The sequence below is a fragment of the Streptomyces sp. NPDC048420 genome (genome assembly GCF_040651535.1).
In the GTDB taxonomy this organism is placed as follows: Bacteria; Actinomycetota; Actinomycetes; order Streptomycetales; family Streptomycetaceae; genus Streptomyces.
This window is the reverse complement of record NZ_JBEZKG010000003.1, coordinates 34,572-53,914: the sequence shown is the minus strand read 5'-3', so window position 1 is coordinate 53,914 and position 19,343 is coordinate 34,572. Positions and strand designations below refer to the sequence as shown.

2 protein-coding genes are annotated in these 19,343 nt (G+C 72.5%); both read right to left on the bottom strand.

What is annotated here, in order from left to right; translation table 11 throughout:
* Window positions 1–21: 21 nt before the first annotated feature.
* Window positions 22–231, bottom strand: a complete 210-nt coding sequence (locus AB0D34_RS05355) for an MbtH family protein (RefSeq protein ID WP_362656755.1) — start codon at window positions 229–231, stop codon at window positions 22–24.
* The gene (locus tag AB0D34_RS05350; RefSeq protein ID WP_362656752.1) at window positions 228–19,184 is read right to left on the bottom strand and encodes an amino acid adenylation domain-containing protein; all 18,957 of its coding nucleotides are present in this window, start codon (window positions 19,182–19,184) and stop codon (window positions 228–230) included. The genes AB0D34_RS05355 and AB0D34_RS05350 overlap by 4 nt, the downstream gene beginning before the upstream one ends.
* Window positions 19,185–19,343 lie beyond the last annotated feature (159 nt).

The following is a 19,343-nucleotide window of genomic DNA, read 5'->3' as shown; positions in this document are numbered from 1 at the left end:
ACCGGCCCCCTTTCTACGTGTTCAGCTGTCCATGCTCTCCGCGAGGCTCCGCGGACGCATGTCGGTCCAGTGGGTCTCCACGTGCTCCAGGCAGGACTGCCGGGAGGCGGGGCCGTGGACCGTGCGCCAGCCGGCCGGCACGTCCACGAAGTCCGGCCACAGGCTGTGCTGGTTCTCGTCGTTGACGAGCACCAGGTAGACGCCCTCGGGGTCCTCGAACGGGTTGCTCATACGGTTCCTTCCCTCGTTTCCTCACGGGCCGCCGCGACGAGCCCCTCCAGCGCCCTGAACCAGGCCTCGGCCAGATCCCGGACGGTCTCGCGGGTCAGCAGTCCTTCCAGATACGCCCAGTGGGCGGAGAGCACAGGACCGTCGGCCCGGTCCTCGGTGACCACGTTGATCTCCAGCGCGTGCCCCTCGCGCATCGCGCCCTCCGGGCCGATGTCGGCCACGTCCTCCTCGGGCGCGTACGACCAGTCCGTCTCCTCCGGGATCCCGAACCGCCCCAGGTAGTTGAACTCGACCCGAGCCTGCTCCGAGCCGGCCAACACCTGACGGGTACGGGGGTTGAGATGCCGCAGCATGCCGTAACCGACCCCGCCCGCGGGCCGCGACGCCAGATGCTCCCGAACCCGCCGTACGGCGTCCCGGGCCGCTGGGCCACCGGCGAAGACCTCGTCCGGGTCGACGGGCCCGGCGTCCAGCCGCACCGGGTAGACGCTCGTGAACCAGCCGACCGTACGGGAGAGATCGACCCCGTGTCCGGCCAACTCCTCCTCCCGGCCGTGCCCTTCGAGGTCGACGAGGACCGAGGTTCCCGAACCCCCCTCGCGGCGCCGCCAGTCGGCGAAGGCCAGGGCGAGCGCGGCGAGCAGCACGTCGTTCACGCCGGCGCCGAAGGCCGCGGGCACGGTCGACAGCAGCGGCCCGGTGTGCTCGGCGGGCAACCGCAGGACGACCTCCCGACGGGTCGCGGTCGTGTCGCGCTCCGGGTCCGGCTCCCGCAACAGGGGGAGTGGTGCGGTGTCTTCGTGGTCCCACAGGGGGAGTTCGGCCTCGCGCGCCGGGTCCTGCGCCAGCTGGTCGAGCAGTCGCGACCATGTGGCGAACGACGTCTCGACCGGGGCGAGTTGCACCGGCCGCCCGGCCGAGACGTGCTGCCACGCCGTCGCCAGATCCGGCAGCAGCACCCGCCAGGACACCCCGTCCACCACCAGGTGATGGGCCATCAGCAGCAGCCGCCCGGGCGCGCCGCCCGCGTCGAACCACACCGCCCGGACCATGGCACCCGCGTCCGGGTCGAGGAGCGCCCGGGCCGCGTGTGCGTGTTCCCTTACGGCCTCGCTCAACCGCTCCGCGTCCAGTCCCGCCACGTCCACGCGCTCGATCCACGAGGCCGCGTCGACCGTCCCGGCGGCCGGAACATGCAGCGACCAGTCCTCGACGGCCTCACGGGACGGCCGTACGAGCGTCGCCCGCAGCAGGTCGTGCCGGTCGGCCAGGGCCTGGAGTACGGCGGTCAGGCCGGGCAGGTCCAGGGCCGCGGGCGTGCGGACGAGCGCCGACTGGTGGTAGGTCGAGAAGGGACCGCCCAGTTTGCGCAGCCAGTGCATCACCGGGGTGAGCGGGACCGTGCCGGTGCCGTCGTCCTCGGGGCGGGGTGCCGTGTCCGCCGCCGAGGCGACCATGCTCAGCGCGGCGACCGTGCGGTGGCGGAACACCAGCCGCGGAGTGATCCGTACCCCCGCCGCCCTGGCCCGTCCGACGAGCTGCATCGCGACGATGCTGTCCCCGCCGAGAGAGAAGAAGTCGTCGTCCACACCGACCTGTTCGAGGTTCAGCACCTCGGCGAAGACCGCGCACAACGTCTCCTCCAGCGCGGTGGCGGGAGCCCGTCCGGAGGACAGCGCGGAGAAGTCCGGCGCGGGCAGCGCGGCCCGGTCCAGCTTGCCGTTCGCCAGCTCCGGGAAACGGTCGAGGGCGACCACGGCCGCCGGGACCATGTGCTCGGGGAGCCGCGCGCCGACGTGCGCACGCAGTTCACCCGGGTCCGCCGTCGCACCGGGGGCCGGGACGACGTAGGCCACGAGCAGCTTGCGCACACCCTCCTGATGAACCGTCACCAGGGCCTGACTGACCTTCGAATGAGCGGTGAGCGCGGACTCGATCTCGGCCGGCTCGATACGGAATCCGCGGATCTTGACCTGGTCGTCGGCCCGGCCGAGGTAGTCGATACGCCCGTCGGAGGTCCAGCGGGCCAGGTCACCGGTGCGGTACAGCCGGGAGCCCGGTTCGCCGAACGGGTCGGCGACGAACCGCTCGGCCGTCAGCCCGGGAGCGTGCAGGTAGCCGCGGGCGAGTCCGCCGCCCGCCAGGTACAGCTCGCCGGTGACGCCGGGCGGCACGGGCCGCAGCCCCGCGTCCAGGACGTACGCCCGGGTTCCGGCCACCGGGCGTCCCACGAGCGGGCGTTCGCTGTCGCGGACGCGGGCCACGAGGGCGTCCACGGTGGACTCGGTCGGCCCGTACAGGTTGAACGCCTCGGTGCCGGGCAGTTCCGCCAGCCGCCGCCACAGGGCGACCGGCACGGCCTCGCCGCCGACGCCGACGACCGCGAGGGGGAGGCCGCCGTCGTCGAACCGGTCGGCCAACTGCGCGAAGAACGAGGGCGTGACCTCCAGGAAGTCGAAGCGGTGCCGGACCACGGCCGCCGCGAGCAACTCCGGGTCCCTGCGCGTCTCTTCGGACACGATGTGCACGCAGTGCCCGTCCAGCAGCCACAACTGCGGCTGCCAGGAGGCGTCGAAGAAGAACGACCAGGCGTGCCCCGCCCGCAGGTGCCGCCGCCCGGCCGCCTCGATCGCCGGCCCGTAGAGGGTCTCGCGGTGGCTGTGGAAGAGGTTGCCGAGGGTCTCGTGGGTGACGACGACCCCCTTGGGGCGGCCGGTGGAGCCGGAGGTGTAGATGACGTAGGCGGGGTGTCCGGGGGCGAGGTCGGCGGTGACCTCGCCGGACTCCGTGCGCGCGATCCGCTCGACGACCGCGGGATCGTCCAGGACCAGCGTCCCGGTTCCCGGGGGCAGGACCGCGGAGAGTTCGCGTGTGGTGAGCGTGACCACGGGCCGGGCGTCGTCGAGGACCTCCGCCGTACGCTCGACCGGCGCGTCGGGGTCGAGCGGCAGATAGGCAGCCCCCGCCTTGTGCACCGCGAGCACGGCCACCAGGAAGTACGCGGTCCGCGGCAGCGCCAGGGCGACGAACCGCTCGGGTCCCGCCCCGCGTTCGACGAGGAGCCGCGCCAGCCGGTTGGACTCGGCGTCCAGCTCGGCGAAGGTGAGCTCGATGCCCTCGGAGGCGACGGCGGGCAACTCCGGGTGCCTGCGCACCTGTTCCGCGAAGCGCGCGGGCACCGTGGTCGGTTCGCCAGGGAGCGGCTGACTGTGCCAGCCGCCGCTCAGCAACCGCCTCTCGTCCTCGTCGAGGATCTCGATGCGCGCGATGGACAGGCTCGGGTCGGCGACTACGGCCCGCAGGACGCGCCGCAGCCGGTCCGCGAAGGACTGCGCGGTGCTGTGGTCGAACAGGTCCGCGCTGTACTCCAGCACCCCGTCGATCCCGCTCCCGTCCGCGCGTTCCACGAAGTCGAAGGACAGGTCGAACTTGGCGGTGGTCTGCGCGACTTCGTCGCTGCGGACCTCAAGGCCCGGCAGCCCCGTGCTCTCCCCGCCGGCCGCCAGATACACGACCATCACCTGGAACAGCGGATGCCGTGCGAGTGAACGGGCCGGGTTGAGCGCCTCCACCAGCCGCTCGAACGGCACGTCCTGGTGGTCGAAGGCGGCCAGGTCGGTCTCCCGTACCCGGCCCAACAGTTCACCGAAGGCGGGGTCGCCGGAGGTGTCGGTGCGCAGCACCAGGGTGTTGAGGAAGAACCCGACGAGATCGTCCAGGGCCGCGTCGGTCCGTCCGGAGATGGGGCTGCCGATCGGGATGTCGTGTCCCGCGCCCAGCCTGGAGAGCAGGGTCGCCACGGCGGCCTGGAGCACCATGAACACACTGACCCCGTGCTCGCGTGCCAACCGGTTCAGCCCGGCGGCCAGTTCGGCGTCGAGCGCCAGGTCCGCCGAGCCGCCGCGGTACGACGACTCCAGTGGCCGTGGCCGGTCCACGGGCAGGGCCAGCTCCTCGGGGAGCCCGGCCAGCGCCCGTTTCCAGTAACCGAGTTGCCGCTCGCCGACTTGGTCGAGGAGCCGCTGCTGCCAGAGCGTGTAGTCGGCGTAATGCACCGGCAGCGGCTCCCACTCGGGTGCCCGCCCTTCGACCCGGGCCGCGTAGGCGTGCGCGAGGTCCCGGTGCAGCGGTGCCTCGGACCACTCGTCACCGGCGATGTGGTGCAGCAGAAGCAGCAGGGTCCACTCCCTCTCGCTGGTGCGGAACACATGGACGCGCAACGGCGGTTCGCGGTCCAGCTCGAATCCGTACGCCCCGGCCTGCGCGAGCCGCTCGGCGAGCCGGTCCGCGTCGACGTCCTCCACCTCGAAGAACACCTCACCCGGCGCGAGCACGAGCTGGCGGGCCCGGCCCTCCTCGTCAGGGAACACCGTGCGCAGCGTCTCGTGCCGTACGACCAGGTCGTGCACCGCGGCCCGCAGCGCCGCCACGTCCAGGTCGCCGCTCAGCCGCCAGGCCGAAGGGATGTTGTACGTCGCGCTCGGGCCCTCCACCTGGTACAGCACCCACAGCCGCTGCTGGGCGGAGGAGAGGGGCAGCCGTGCCGGACGGGGACCGGACGTGAGCGTCGGCCGGGCCTCATGGGTGCTGCTCTCGGTCAGACGGGCCGCCAGCGCGGCCGGGGTCGGCGCGTCGAACACCGTACGCAGGGACACCTCGGCCCCGAGCGCCGCCCGTACCCCGGAGACCAGCCGCATGGCGAGCAGGGAGTGCCCGCCGAGGGCGAAGAAGTCGTCGTCGACGCCGACCCGGTCCACGCCCAGGGCGTCCGCGAACAGCCCGCACAGGATCTCCTCCCGCGGATCGCGGCCCCGGCCGCCCGCACCGCCGTCCGCCGCCAGGTCCACGGCGGGCAGGGCGCGGCGGTCGAGCTTGCCGTTCGGGGTGAGCGGCAGCGCGTCCAGCGTCACGAAGGCCGCCGGGACCATGGCCCCGGGCAACGCGGCAGCCGCGTGCCGGCGCAGCTCGTCCGGGTCGAAGCCCGCTCCGGCGGCCGGAACCACGTACGCCACGAGCAGCTGGCCGTGTGCCACGACGACCGCGTGCCCGACCGAGGCGTGCACGGCGAGGACGGACTCCACCTCTCCGGGCTCCACGCGCACCCCGCGGACCTTGACCTGGTGGTCGGTGCGGCCGAGGAAGTCGAGCGTGCCGTCGGGCCGCCACCTGGCCAGGTCGCCCGTGCGGTACATGCGGGTGCCGGGGGTGCCGTGCGGGTCCGCCACGAACCGCTCGGCGGTGAGTCCGGGACGGTCGAGGTAGCCACGGGCGAGCTGGACGCCCGCCAGGTACAGCTCGCCGGGAACACCCGGCGGGACCGGCCGTAGGCCCGCGTCCAGGACGTAGGCGCGGGTGTTCCACACGGGGCGGCCGATCGTCACCGCTGCGGTGCCCGGCGGCACTTCACCGGCGGTGACGTCGATGGACGCCTCGGTGGGCCCGTACAGGTTGTGCAGCCGCGCCTCCGGCAGCACCCGGTGGAAGCGTTCCGCCACCGCGCCCGGCAGCGCCTCGCCGCTGCACATCACCTGCCGCAGCCCGGTGCAGCGCGCGGCCGCGGGCTCGGCCAGGAACACCTGGAGCATGGACGGCACGAAGTGCGCGGTCGTGACGCCCTGTTCCCGGATCAGCTCGGCCAGATAGGCCGGATCCCGGTGCCCGTCAGGCCGTGCGACGACCAGCGCGGCCCCGGTGATCAGCGGCCAGAAGAACTCCCACACCGACACGTCGAACCCGGACGGCGTCTTCTGCACCACCCGGTCCCCGGCCGTCAGACGGTACGCGTCCTGCATCCACAGCAGCCGGTTGACGATCCCGGAGTGCGGGACGACCACCCCCTTGGGGCGACCGGTCGAGCCGGAGGTGTAGATGACATAGGAAGGGCTCAACGGGTCGTACGACGACGGCAGTTCACCTTCCGGGCCGGCCGGGAGCGTGTCCTCGACGACACACACCGGGCGGGCCTCCTCCAGCATGAGGGCGAGCCGCTCCCGGGGCTGGTCGGCGTCCAGCGGCAGGTAGGCGCCGCCTGCGCGGTGCACGGCCAGCAGGGCGACGACGAGGTCCAGGGAACGCGGCAGGGCCACGGCCACCGTGCGCTCCGGTCCCACGCCCATTCCGGCAAGCACCCGGGCGGTCCGCTCGACCCGCGCGTCCAACTCGGCGTAAGTGAGCCGCTGTTCGCCGAAGACCAGCGCCAGGGCGTCCGGCGTGCGGGCGGCCTGCGCACGGAACAGCTCGGGCAGGGTGGTCGCCGGCACGTCGTGCGCGGTGTCGTTCCAGGCGCCCAGAACGGTGTGCCGCTCCGCCTCCGACAGCACGTCCAACTCCCGCACCGGCACGTCCGGTTCGGCGGCCACCTGCTCCAGCAGCCGCACCAGCCGCCGGGCCGTCCGCTCGGCCGTGGAGTCGTCGCACAGGTCGAGCGCGTACTCCAGTTGCAGAACCAGCCGGTCCGACTCGTCCACGAACGTGAAGTGCAGGTCGAACTTGGCCATACCGGTGTCCATGTCGAACCACTCGGTCGGCATCCCCAGCACATCGGGGTCGCCGCCGGGGCGGTGGTGGTAGCCGAGCATGACCTGGAACAGCGGGTTGCGCCCGGCCACCCGGGGCGGGTTGACGGCCTCCACGACCCGGTCGAAGGGCAGGTCCTGGTGCTCGTACGCGGCCAGCGCCGACTCCCTTACACGGGCCAGGAGGTCACGGAACCGAAGGCGGTCGCCCGAGATGTCGGTGCGCAGGACGATCGTGTTGACGAAGAAGCCGACCAGGTCGTCCAGCGCGTCGTCGGTGCGGCCCGCGATGGGAGAGCCAAGCGGGATGTCGTCCCCGGCGCCGAGCCGGTGCAGCAGGGCCGCGGTGGCGGCCTGGAACACCATGAACATGCTGGTGCCGGTCGCCCCGGACAGGTCCCGCAGCGCGCGGGCGGTGTCGGGGGCGAGCTTCAGACGGACCTTGCCGCCCCGCCCTGTGGGCACCTCCGGCCGAGGGCGGTCGAGGGGGAGGGGCAGCTCTTCGGGAAGATCACGAAGGGTCTCGGTCCAGAAGCCGAGCTGCTCCTCGCCGACCTGCCCGAGCAGCGTGTCCTGCCAGAGCGTGTAGTCGGCGTACTGGACCGGCAGCGGCTCCCACTCGGGCGCGTGACCGTCACGACGGGCCTCGTACGCACGCCCGAGGTCACTGAGGAACGGCCGGTCCGACCACTCGTCGGTCGCGCTGTGATGCAGGACCAGAGCCAGGACGTGCTCGTCCGGCCCCAGCCGGAACACGTCGGCACGAACAGGCAGTTCGGTTCTCAGGTCGAACGGCCGCCGCTGGGCCTCCTCGACGTGTGCCGCCAGCTCGTCTTCCCGGCAGTCGACGACCCGGAACGCTGGTTCGGCCGCACCGATCCACTGGCAGGGCTCGCCTTGAAGTTCCACGAAGCGTGTACGCAGCGACTCGTGACGACCAGTCACATCCCGTACGGCGTCCCGCAGGGCCTCCAGGTCCAGCCGTCCCCGGAGCCGGAACACCAGCGGGAAGTTGTAGGCGACCCCGTCCCCGGTGATGCCCTCCACCAACCACAGCCGGCGCTGTGCGGCCGACAGCGGGACACGGTCCGGCCGCTCGGGCAGGGCCTTCAGCACCGGCCGCGCCGGACGTCCACCCGCCGCGCGCACCGACAACGCCTCGGGCGTCGGCGCCTCGAACAGGTCCCGGATGGCCAGCTCCGCGCCCAGTTCGGTGCGGGCCCGGCTGATCAGCCGGGTGGCGAGCAGTGAATGTCCGCCCAGGTCGAAGAAGTTGTCCTCGGCGCCGGTGCGGGGCAGCCCCAGCACCTCGGCGAAGAGCCGGCACAGCACCTCCTCGACGGGTGTGCTCGGCCCGCGCCCCTCGGACAGGGCCACCGCGGGCTCGGCATCGGGCAGTGCCCGGACGTCGAGCTTGCCGTTGTCGTTCATCGGCAGCCCCGGCAGGACCACGAAGGCGGCCGGGACCATGTAGTTCGGCAGCCGCCGGCCCAGCTCCTCGCGCAGCCGCCGCACGAGTGCGCTGTTGCCGCGGGTCGCCGTGGGCGTGTTGGCGTACGGGTCGGCGCCCCGGTCGGCGCGGGGTCGGTGGAGGCCGGACGTACGGACCGGATCGGTCTCCGTGCGGACGAACACGGCGTCGTAGTAACCCGGTTCGTGGGACCACGTGGTCAGCACCCGGTGGCCCTCGTGGAGGCTCCGCAGCTCCTCGGGCTCTACCCCGGGCGCGACGATCCCTGTCGGCCGCCCCGCGTCCATCGCCCGGGTCGCCGCGAGGTCCTCGGCCGTACGCGGGTCGGGGATCCGTCGTACGCGGAGCACGTCGACCCCTTCGAGCCGGGCCCGCAGCGCACTCACCTCCGTCCACTCCCACTCCGGGGCGTCCCGCAGGTCCAAGGCGCCCTCGCCGTCGTACAGGACGACGTCGTACCGGTAGCGGGTCAGTTCGTTGTGGTGCCGTCCCGCCTTGGTGCGCAGGTCGACGCCGACGCCGAGGGTGCTGAACCAGTCCGGGTCGACGAGGAGTTCCTTCTCCAGCGCGAGTCCCCGGTCCACGGCCCGGCGCAGGTCCTCGGCGCCGCGGGCCAGCTGGATACCCGTCTGGAAGACGCGGGCCTGCCGCAGGTCCCGTACGTCACCGAGGAACAGGGCGCCCCCGGGGGCCAGCAGGCTCATCGCGCCGCGGATCACCTTGCGCAGATGGTCCAGGCTCGGGAAGTACTGCACGACGGAGTTGATGACGATCGTGTCGAAGTGGCCGACCGGCAGACCCTCCGTCACCTCCGCCCCCTGGCACCGCAGTTGGACCTTGCGGGACAGCTCCGGGTCTGCCCTCAGGTCCTCGCCGAGCTTGCGGATGACGGGCTCGGCGAAGTCCGTGGCCCAGTACGACTCGGCGTCCGGGGCGAGTCGGGACAGCAGCAGCCCTGAACCGACGCCGATCTCCAGGACGTTCCTCGGGTTCAGCTCCCGGATCCTGCGCACGGTGGCCTCGCGCCACTCGCGCATGTGGTCCAGGGGGATGGGCTCGCCGTCGTAGGAGCTGTCCCAGCCCGCGAAGTCCTCGGTGAAGACAGCTGTGTCGATCTCCGTGTACTCGGCGGAGTAGATCTCCCGCCATTCGCCGATCTGGTCCCGCTCGGCCTCCTCAAGGGCCTCGGTGTCGGGTTCGGCCGGGACGACGTACGCCACCAGCCGCTTGGTGCCGGGCGCGGAGGTGTCGTCACGGGCGATCACCGCGGCCCGGGACACCTCGGCGTGCTGGGCGAGCGCCGTCTCGATCTCGCCCAACTCGACGCGGTACCCACGGATCTTGACCTGGTCGTCGGTGCGGCCGAGGAAGTCCAGGTTTCCGTCGGGACGCCGCCGTACGAGGTCGCCGGTGCGGTAGATCCGCTCACCAGGCCGGCCGTACGGGTCGGCCACGAACCGCTCGGCGGTCAGCCCCGGACGGTCCAGGTAACCCCGGGCCAGGCCGACGCCCGCGATGTACAACTCGCCCGCCACACCGTCCGGTACGGGGCGCAGCCAGGTGTCGAGAACGCGGGCGCGGGTGGCGCGGATCGGGCGGCCCACGGTCGGGGTCGCGCTGTCGAGGGTGCCGCCGCCCAGGGTGTTGATGGTGTACTCGGTGGGCCCGTAGAGGTTGTAGCCGTACGTCCCCTCGGTGTCCCGGAGCGTGTTCCACACCGTCTCGGTGACCGCCTCGCCGCCGAGCAGCACCAGCGGGGGCCGGTGCCCCTCCAACAGGCCCTCCTCGATGAGGAGATGGGCGTAGGTCGGCGTCACGTTCACCACGTCGACGCGGTGCTCCTCGCAGTACGCCACCAGCGCGGTGGCGTCCCGCCTGAGCTCCTCGTCGCAGATGTGCACCTCATGTCCCTCGACCAGCCACAACAGCTCCTCCCAGGACATGTCGAACGCGAACGACACGGTGTGCGCGATCCGCAGCCGCCGCCCGCCTGCCGCGGCGATCGCCGCGGCGAAGATCTCCTTCTGGTGGTTGAGCTGCATGTTCGTCAGGCCGACGTACGGCGTGACGACACCCTTGGGGCGCCCGGTCGACCCGGACGTGTAGATGACGTAGGCCGGGTGGTCCAGGCTGAAGCGGCGGCTGACCGGCTCGGCGGACAGCCCGCCGAGCATCTCCGGGTCGTCGAGCAGCACCCTCGGTGTGTCGCCGGTCAGGGTCCGGGACACCGCCTCCGTCGACAGCAGGAGCAACGGCCGGGCGTCGGCCAGCATCAGCGACAGCCGCTCGGCCGGATGGTCCAGCTCCAGGGGCAGATAGGCGGCCCCGGTGCGCAGTACGGCGAACAGCGCCACCACCGTGTCGATCGAGCGTGGCAGCCCGAGCGCCACCACCTGCTCGGGCCCGGCGCCCCGCGCGATCAGCAGTCGCGCCAACTGGTTGCAGCGCGCGTCGAGTTCGGCGTACGTCACCGTCCGCGCCCCGAAGACCAGCGCCGTCGCGTCCGGGGTGCGGGCCGCCTGGGCCGCCAGCATGTCCGCGACCGTCTCCTGCGGCACGGGCTGCCGCTGTGCGGTCTCCTCGCGGGCGAGTGCGGAGGACTCGGCGGGCAGGAGCGGGTCGAGGGAGCCGACGGCGGCTTCCACGTCGGTCACCAGTCGGCCCAACAGGAGGACGAACCGGTCCAACAGGCCCCGCGCGTAGGCGTCTTCCAGCAGGTCGGGCCGGTAGGTGAGGGTGACCCGAACCTGCTCGCCGGGCGTCACGACCAGGTTGGCCGGGTAGTGCGTGGCGTCCACGTTGGCCACGGCGGTGGCCCCGTGCCGGTCGCGCAGCTCGGCGAGCCGCTCGTCGGTGTCGGCGTTGCGCAGCACGAACAGTGTGTCGAACAGCCGCCGATGGCCCGACTCGGCCTGCAGCACACCCAGGCCCAGATACTCGTACGGCATCAACTCCAGCCGCTCGCCCTGGATCCGGCGCAGCAGGCCGAGGACCGGCTCGCGCGGGTCGAAGGCGAGACGCGCCGGGACCGTGTTGAGGAACATGCCGATCACGTTCTCGACGTCCGGCACCTCGGTGGGCCGCCCTGCGACCGTCGTGCCGAAGGCCACGTCACTACGGCCCGTCGCGCTCGCCAGGACCAGCCCCCAGGCCGCGTTGAGCACGGTGTTGAGGGTCAGCCCGTGCCGCCGGGCGGTGTCCCGCAGCCGATCGGCCACCTCCGGAGCGAGGGCGGCGTCCAACTGCTCCGGGATCACCGGCTCAAGACCCCGGTCGGAGACCGCGGGCACCAGCAGCGTCGGCTCCTCGAATCCGGCCAGGGCGGCCCGCCAGGCAGCCGTGGCCTCGCTGTCGTCCTGCCGCTCCAGCCAGGTCAGATAGTCACGGTACGAGCCGGGGCGGGCCAGTCCGGCCGCGTCGCCCCCGCTCTCGTACAGGGCGAACAGCTGGTCCAGGAACAGCCAGGCCGACCAGCCGTCCCACAGGATCAGATGCCGTCCTACGATCAGCCGGTCACCGCGCCCGTCGCCGAGCCGCACGAGCAGCATCCGGAACAGCAGGGGACGGCCGAGGTCGAAGCGCCGGGACCGTTCCTCGTCCATCAACTCCCGCAGCCGTACGTCCTGTTCGGCGTGCTGGAGGCCGGTGAGGTCCACCTCCGTGAGCGGGATCTCGACGTCCCGCACGATGAACTGCACCGGCTGGCGCTGGCCTTCGCTGGTGAACCCGGCCCGCAGGCTCGGGTTGCGGTCCAGCAGCGTCCGGGTCGCCGCCCGCAACCGCTCGGTGTCCACACGTTCGGCGAAGTCGAAGGACTCGTGGACCGTGTAGACGTCCAGCGCGCTGTCGTCGTACGTGGAATGGAAGAACAGGCCCTCCTGGAGCGGGGCGAGAGGCCACACGTCCTCGATCCGCCCCGGGGCGAGCCGTTCGACCCGGCTCCGCTCCTCCTCGGTGAGGACGAACGCGGACGCCTGTGTGACGGTGTTCCCTGCCAGGCCGGCCAGGCCTACCACTTCGGCCGCGGCCGCCAGCGCGGCGGGTGTGCGGTGTTCGAAGACTTCCCGCGGCCCCAGGACCAGACCCGCGCGGTGGGCCCTGCTGGAGACCGCGATGGAGCTGATGCTGTCACCGCCGAGCAGGAAGAAGTCGTCGTCGACACCGACCTCGGGCAGCTTCAGTACGGCGGCGAAGATCTCGGTGAGGATCTGCTCGCGCGGATTGCCCGGAGCGCGGTGCTCGGTGGACCGTACGGCCTGCGGGGCGGGCAGCGCGGCCCGGTCGAGCTTGCCGCTGGGGGTGAGGGGGAGGGCGTCCAGGGTGACCCAGGCGCCGGGGACCATGGGGGAGGGGAGGGTCTTGGCCAACTCCCGCCGGAGCACTGCCACTTCGAGACCGGGGCCGACGAGATAGGCCACGAGCGTGTCGTCCCGTACCGTCGCGGCCGCCTGTGCCACCCCGGGCAGTCGCGTCAACGCCGCCTCGATCTCGCCCAGTTCGACGCGGTTGCCGCGCAGTTTCACCTGGCGGTCCGTGCGGCCCAGGTACTCGATCTCGCCGTCCGTACGACGCCGGACCAGGTCACCGGTGCGGTACATCCGGCTGCCGGGTGGGCCGTAGGGGTCGGCCGTGAAGCGTTCCGAGGTCAGCGCGGGGCGGGCGTGGTAGCCCCGGGCGAGCTGGACGCCGGTGAGGTAGAGCTCGCCGGGTACGCCGTCGGGGACCGGGCGTAGGCAGGCGTCCAGGACGCGCAGGCCCGTGTTCCACACCGGCCGCCCGATCGGGACGGTCGCCGTGTCCTCCGACGGGTCGTACGGGTGGTGGGTGACGTCGACCGCGGCCTCGGTGGGGCCGTACAGATTGTGCAGCGGCACTCCCGTCAGGGCGTGCCAGCGGCTCGCGGCGGACACCGGCAGCGCCTCGCCGCTGCTCAGGACGCGGCGCAGCGAGGCCGCCCAGCCGGGATCGTCCGTGACCTGCGCCGACTGGAGGAACGCCTCCAGCATGGACGGTACGAAATGCATCGTCGTGACGGCCTGCTCGCGCACCAGGCCGGCCAGGTACACGGGGTCGCGGTGGCCGTCCGGCTTGGCGAGCACCACGGCCGCGCCCTCCAGCAGCGGCCAGAAGAACTCCCACACGGACACGTCGAAGCTGGACGGCGTCTTCTGCAGGACCCGGTCGTCGGGGCGCAGCCCGTAGGCGTCCTGCATCCAGGCGAGCCGGTTGAGGATGGCGCGGTGGGAGACCACCACGCCCTTGGGGCGGCCGGTGGAGCCGGAGGTGTAGATGAGGTACGCGGGGTCGTCGGGGTGGGGGGCAGCCGGAACGACCATGTCGGAGCCGTCGATGAGCTCGTCCAACAGGATGACGGCAGGAACGTTCCCTCCCGGCAGCCGGTCCTCGCTGCCGGACACCGTGACCACCGCCGTGGCCCCCGAGTCGGCCAGCATGTGCGCCACCCGGTCCGCCGGATAGTCCAGGTCCACCGGCAGATAGGCCGCGCCCGACTTCAGTACGCCGAGCAGTGCGACCATCAGTTCGGTCGAGCGGGGGACGGCGACCGCGACGAAGGCGCCGGGACGGGCACCGGCTCGCTGGAGGCGTTGTGCCAACACATCGGCCTGTGAGGAGAGTTGGGAGTACGTCAGTCGCTCGCCCTCGAAGACGACCGCTGTCGCTTCCGGTGTCCGGGTCACCTGGGCGGCGAAGGCCTCGGCCAGCGTGGTGTCCGGGACCGGGCGTTCCTCGCCCCTCGGGTGGGCCCGCAACACCTCGTCGGGCGAAAGCAGTTCGACGCTCGCCGCTTTCGTCTCCGGATCGTCGGCGATGGCCTCCAGGACCCGAGTCAGCCGTTCACCCAGGGCACGGACGAAGTCCCCGTCCAGCCGGTCCGCGTGGTGCTTGAGCCGGAGGTCGAGCCTTCGGCCCGGCTTGACGACGAGGGCGAGCGGATAGTGGACGGCGTCATGGAACGCGTCCCCGGTGATCCGCACCCGTCCCGTCCCGTCCCGCAGGTCTGTCTCGGCGGGGTAGTTCTCGAACACCACGAGGGTGTCGAAGAGTTCGCCCCCGCCCGCGTGGCCGGCGAGCCGCTGGATCTCGGCGAGCCCCAGGTGCTGGTGGTCCAGCAGTCGTGCCTGCTCGTCCTGGAGCCGGCGCAGGAGCTGACCCATCGGAGTGCCGGGCGTCCAACGGAACCGTGTGGGCAGGGTGTTGATGAACAGGCCCACCATGGAGTCGATGCCGTCGACGTCGGTGTCCCGCCCGGAGACGGTGGTGCCGAACACCACGTCGCCCCGGCCCGTCAGCCGGCCGAGCAGCAACCCCCAGGCGGCCTGCACCACCGTGCCGAGGGTGACGCCGTGCTCGCGGGCCCGCTCGGCCAGGCGCGCGGTGGTCCGCTCGGGCAGCTCCAGCCGGACGTGCCCCGGTCGCACCGGCGTCCGTCCCGCCTGACCGTCGACCAGCCGCGTCGGCTCGTCAAACCCGGCCAGGGCGTCCCGCCAGGCCTCGCGGGCCGCCTCCTGGTCCCGCTCACCGAGGCGGCGCAGGTGGGTGCGGTAGGGCGTGACGTCGGCCAGCGGGGGAGCGTCGGTGCCGTAGAACGCCATCAGCTCGCGGTGCAGGACGGGCAACGACCAGCCGTCCGCGATGATGTGATGGAATGTCAGGATCAGTCGGGCGCGCTGGTTGTCGAGTCGTACGAGAGCGCAGCGCAGCAGCGGGGGTGCGGCCAGGTCGAAGCCGGCGGCCCGTTCCTCGGCGGCGACTCGCTCGGCGTCCTGGGTGTCGGTCTCCCGCCATGGAAGCTCGGCGCCGCGGGTGACGACCTGCACCGGTGAGCCGTCCGGCAGGCGTCGGAAGGCCGCCCGCAGCGGCGCGTGCCGGTCCAGGAGCCGCTGAGCCGCCCGCCGCAGGGTCGGACCGTCGACCGGCCCCGCCAGGTCGAGTACCTGCTGCACCACATACAGATCGGCGCCGGTCAGCGAGTGGAAGTAGAACCCCTGCTGGAGCGGGGTCAGCGGCAGCAACTCCTCGATCTCCAGCGGCCGTACACCCTGGATCTCCGCGAGCTCGGCCTCGTCGACCGCCACCAGGGGCGCCTCCTCGGCGAGCTCGCCCGTGCGCTCGACCGCCGCCTTCGCGAGGGCCTCGACCGTGCGGTGCCGGAAGACGTCCCGGGTGGTCAGCCGCAGGCCTGCCCGGCGGGCCCCGATGAGCAGCTGGATCGCGGTGATGCTGTCACCGCCGAGGGCGAGGAAGTCGTCCTCCGCCGTCACCGAGTCGAGGCCCAGCACCTCCGCGTACAGCGCGCAGAGCAGTCGTTCGCGGGAGGTGCGGGGCGGGCGTCCCGAGCTCATCGCCGAGTAGTCCGGGGCGGGCAGCGCCCGGGCGTCGATCTTGCCGCTCGGGGTGACGGGCAGCGCGTGCAGGGGCACGAAGGCCGAGGGGACCATGTAGTCGGGCAGCCACTCGGTGGCATGCGCGCGCAGGGTCCGCATCAGCGCCTGGGCGTCACGGAAGGGCGCGGGGCGGTTGGCGTGGGGGTATCCGCTACCCGCGGGGCGGTACAGGCCGGCGAGGGGCTCGGTCGCGCGCGGGGCGGGGGCGGTGAGGGGCTCGTCTGGGGTTCGGCCGGGGGCCGTGAGGGTTCCGTCCGGGTCGTGGTCGGTATGGGTCGGGACGTCGTCCGGGGTGCGGCCGCGGCTGGTCGGAGTCGTGTCCGGGGTGCGGTCCGCAGGGGTCGGGGGCCCGTCCGGATCCGTGGTTCGGTCTGGGCCGGGGCGGGGTGCCTCCGTGTGGGGGTCCGCGTTGGTGAGGGGCTCGTCCGGGGTGCGGCCGGGGGCTGTGGGGGTTTCGTCCGTGGTTCGGTCTGGGCCGGGGCGGGGTGCCTCCGTGTGTCGGTCCGCGTCGGTGAAGGGCTCGTCGAGGGTGAGTACGGCGTCGAAGGCGCCGTCGTCCGCGCTGCCGTTCCAGGTGAGGGCGGACCGGTAGCCGTGTTCGGCGGCCAGGGTTTCCAGGCTCGCCGGGTCCGCGCCCGCGGCCGTCTCGCCGCTGCTGCCCTCCAGGCGCCACAGGTCGGCCAGGTCGTCGGCGAGGCGGGCGTTGGGCACTCCGGTGATCCGCAGCCGCCGTGGCTGGTCCGCCAGCAGCCCGGCGAGTCCGGCGAGCCCGTCGGCCTCCGCCCAGGGGACCTCCCGCTCCTCGGGGACCACTGCACGCGGCCCCGGGCGCAGCACGACGTCGTAGCGGTACCGGCTCAGTTCGTTGTGGTGGGCGGCCCGCTTGATCCGGATCTCGGTGTCGAAGCCGTCCAGGGCGGCGAAGTAGTCGGGATCCAGGAGCAGTTCGCCCTCCCAGCGCACCGACTGCTCCACGGCGGCACGCAGGGCACCCTTGTCCTCGCTACCGGCCCGCCGGGTCTCGACGGCCGCGCGCAGGGTGCGCAGCAGCCGCAGATTGCGTACGTCGCCCACGAAGATCCGTCCGCCGGGCGCCAGGAGTCCGGCGGCCCGGTGCAGTACGTCGGTGAGGTACTCCGCGCTCGGGAAGTACTGGGCCACGGAGTTCAGGACGACGACGTCGAAGTACCCGACCGGCAGCCCGGAGGTGTCGTGCGCGGGCTGGGCGCGCAGCTCGACCTTCGCCGCCAACCCGGCGTCGAGCTGGGCGCGCAGGGCCTCCACGGCCTCCGAGGAGAGGTCGGTGCCCCAGTAGGCCCCGCAGTCGGGCGCGATCCGGGACAGGATCAGCCCGCTGCCGACGCCGATCTCCAACACCCGTCCGGTCGAGCCGAGTTCACGGATGCGCTCGACGGTCGCGTCCCGCCACTCCCGCATCTCCTCGACGGGGATGGGCAGCCCGTCGTACATGCTGTTCCAGCCCGCGAAGTTCTCCTCGAAGCCCTCCGAACCGGCGGCGCTGTAGAGGAGTTCGTGGACCTGTTTCCACTCGGCCACGCGGTCGCCGGACCCGTCTAGGGCCGGGACGACATAGGCGGCGAGCCGTCGGTCACCGGGTCGGTCCTCGCGGGCGACCACCGTGACCTGGTCGACGGCGGGGTGGCCGCGCAGCACGGACTCGATCTCACCGGGCTCGATCCGGAAGCCGCGGATCTTGACCTGGGCGTCGGCCCGGCCGAGGAACTCCAGCCGCCCGTCGGCCCGCCACCGCACCAGGTCGCCGGTGCGGTAGAGCCGCTCGCCCGGCGTCCCGAACGGGTCCGCGACGAACCGCTCCGCCGTCAGGTCCGGGCGCCCCAGATACCCCCGGGCGAGTCCCGCGCCCCCGAGATACAACTCACCCGTGACACCGGCGGGGACCGGCCGTAGAAAGGCGTCCAGGACATACGCCCGGGTTCCCGGATCGGGCACCCCGATCGGCACGATCGCCCCGGCCGGGATGTCCGGATCGCACAGACCCAGCGTGGAGTTGGTGGTCGCCTCGGTGGGCCCGTACGCGTTGAACATCATCCGTCCGCGCGCATACCGCCCCACCAGCTCCGGTGACACGCGCTCGGTACCCGCCAACAGGGTCGCCGTGGGCGGCAGTTGTACGTCCTCCGGCATCGCGGCGAGCAGCGCGGGCGGCAGGATCATGAAGGTGATCCCGTGCGCGTTCGCGTAGTCCGCGAGGGGTGCCCCCGGGACCCGGAGCTCGGCGGGCACGACGACCAGCCGCCCGCCGGACAGCAGCCCCAGGCACAGGTCCCAGAAGGCCACGTCGAAGCTCGGTGAGGCGAACTGCAGCACCCGGCTGTGCGGTCCGATCCCGAACCGCTCGCTCTGCGTGGCGACGAGCTTCGCCACGCCCCCGTGCGCGAGGACGACACCCTTGGGGCGGCCGGTCGAGCCCGAGGTGTAGATGACGTAGGCGGAGTTGAGGACGGTCAGGTCGACTACGGGGGTGTGGGTCGGGGCGGCCGCCAACTCCGCGGTCACGGCCGGGGAGTCGAGCTCCAGAAGCGTGGGACCGGCGAGCTCCCGAGCCGTCTCCCTTGTGGTCACCAGGCACACGGGTGCCGCGTCGCCGAGCATGTACGCGATCCGGTCCGCCGGATAGTCGTGGTCGATCGGCAGATAGGCGGCCCCGGACTTGAGGACGGCGACCTCGGCGACGATCAGGTCGATCGAGCGGGGCAGCGCCAGGGCCACGATGCGCTCAGGACCGGCACCCCGGGCGATCAGGACGTGCGCGAGCCGGTTGGCCCGTATGTCCAGCGCCGCGTAGGTGAGTTGCTCGTCCCCGAAGACCAGGGCGACGGCGTCGGGGCGCTCCCGTACCTGCTCGGCGAACATCGCGGGCCAGGTCCTCGCGGGCACGGAGTGCGCGGTTTCGTTCCAGCCGACGACGACCTGCTCGTACTCCTCCGGGCCCATCAGGGCGAGTCGGGCGACGGAAGTGCCGGGCCGGGCCAGCGCGTCGGTGAGCAGGGTGCGGTAGTGCACGAGGAGCCGCTCGACGGTCGTACGGTCGAAGACGGCCGGGTCGTACGACGCCCGTGCCGTGCCCCCGTCGACCGTCACCAGAAGGTCTACCGGGCCGGGAAGTTCCCCGGCCGTGCCGAACGCGATGTTGAAGAACAGGCCGCCGCCGCGGGTGGGACGCGGGTGCAGCTCGTCGACCAGGAGGTCGAGCGGGACCCGGTGGGTCTCCGCCTCCTCCCAGGCCTCGGTCACGCGGCGGAGCAGTTCCTGGAAGGTGGGCTCATGGTCGACGGACACTCGCACCGGTAGGTCGTCGTGGCCGACGGTGATGTCCACGGCGCCGCTGTGGCGGTGGAGCAGGGCGACAAAGGCGGCCAGCTGGACGGTGGTTGACGCCTCGGGGACCTCCGACGCGACGTGGTCCCGCTCCGGCGCCGGCTCGGAGGGGTGTGGCCGGTCGGCCGGCAGTGCGATCTCCAGGGGGAGCGGTGTGAGCAACCGCCGCCAGTAAGCCAGGACTTCCTCGGAACCGCACACAGCAGCGTGCCTCCCCAGCGGGTCGTGCCCGGCTCTGCGCCGGGGATCGGCGCCATACTAAGGTAAGGGTTACCTAATTCACAGGGTGCGCACAGAGGGTGCCCAAAGGGGTGGGACGGCAACCGGAGACGTCCTACAGTTAAGGCCAGCCTCAGCTAA

Bases quoted from the DNA above. Each gene is read 5' to 3' on its own strand.
- AB0D34_RS05355 (WP_362656755.1), bottom strand. From the start codon at position 231: ATGAGCAACCCGTTCGAGGACCCCGAGGGCGTCTACCTGGTGCTCGTC.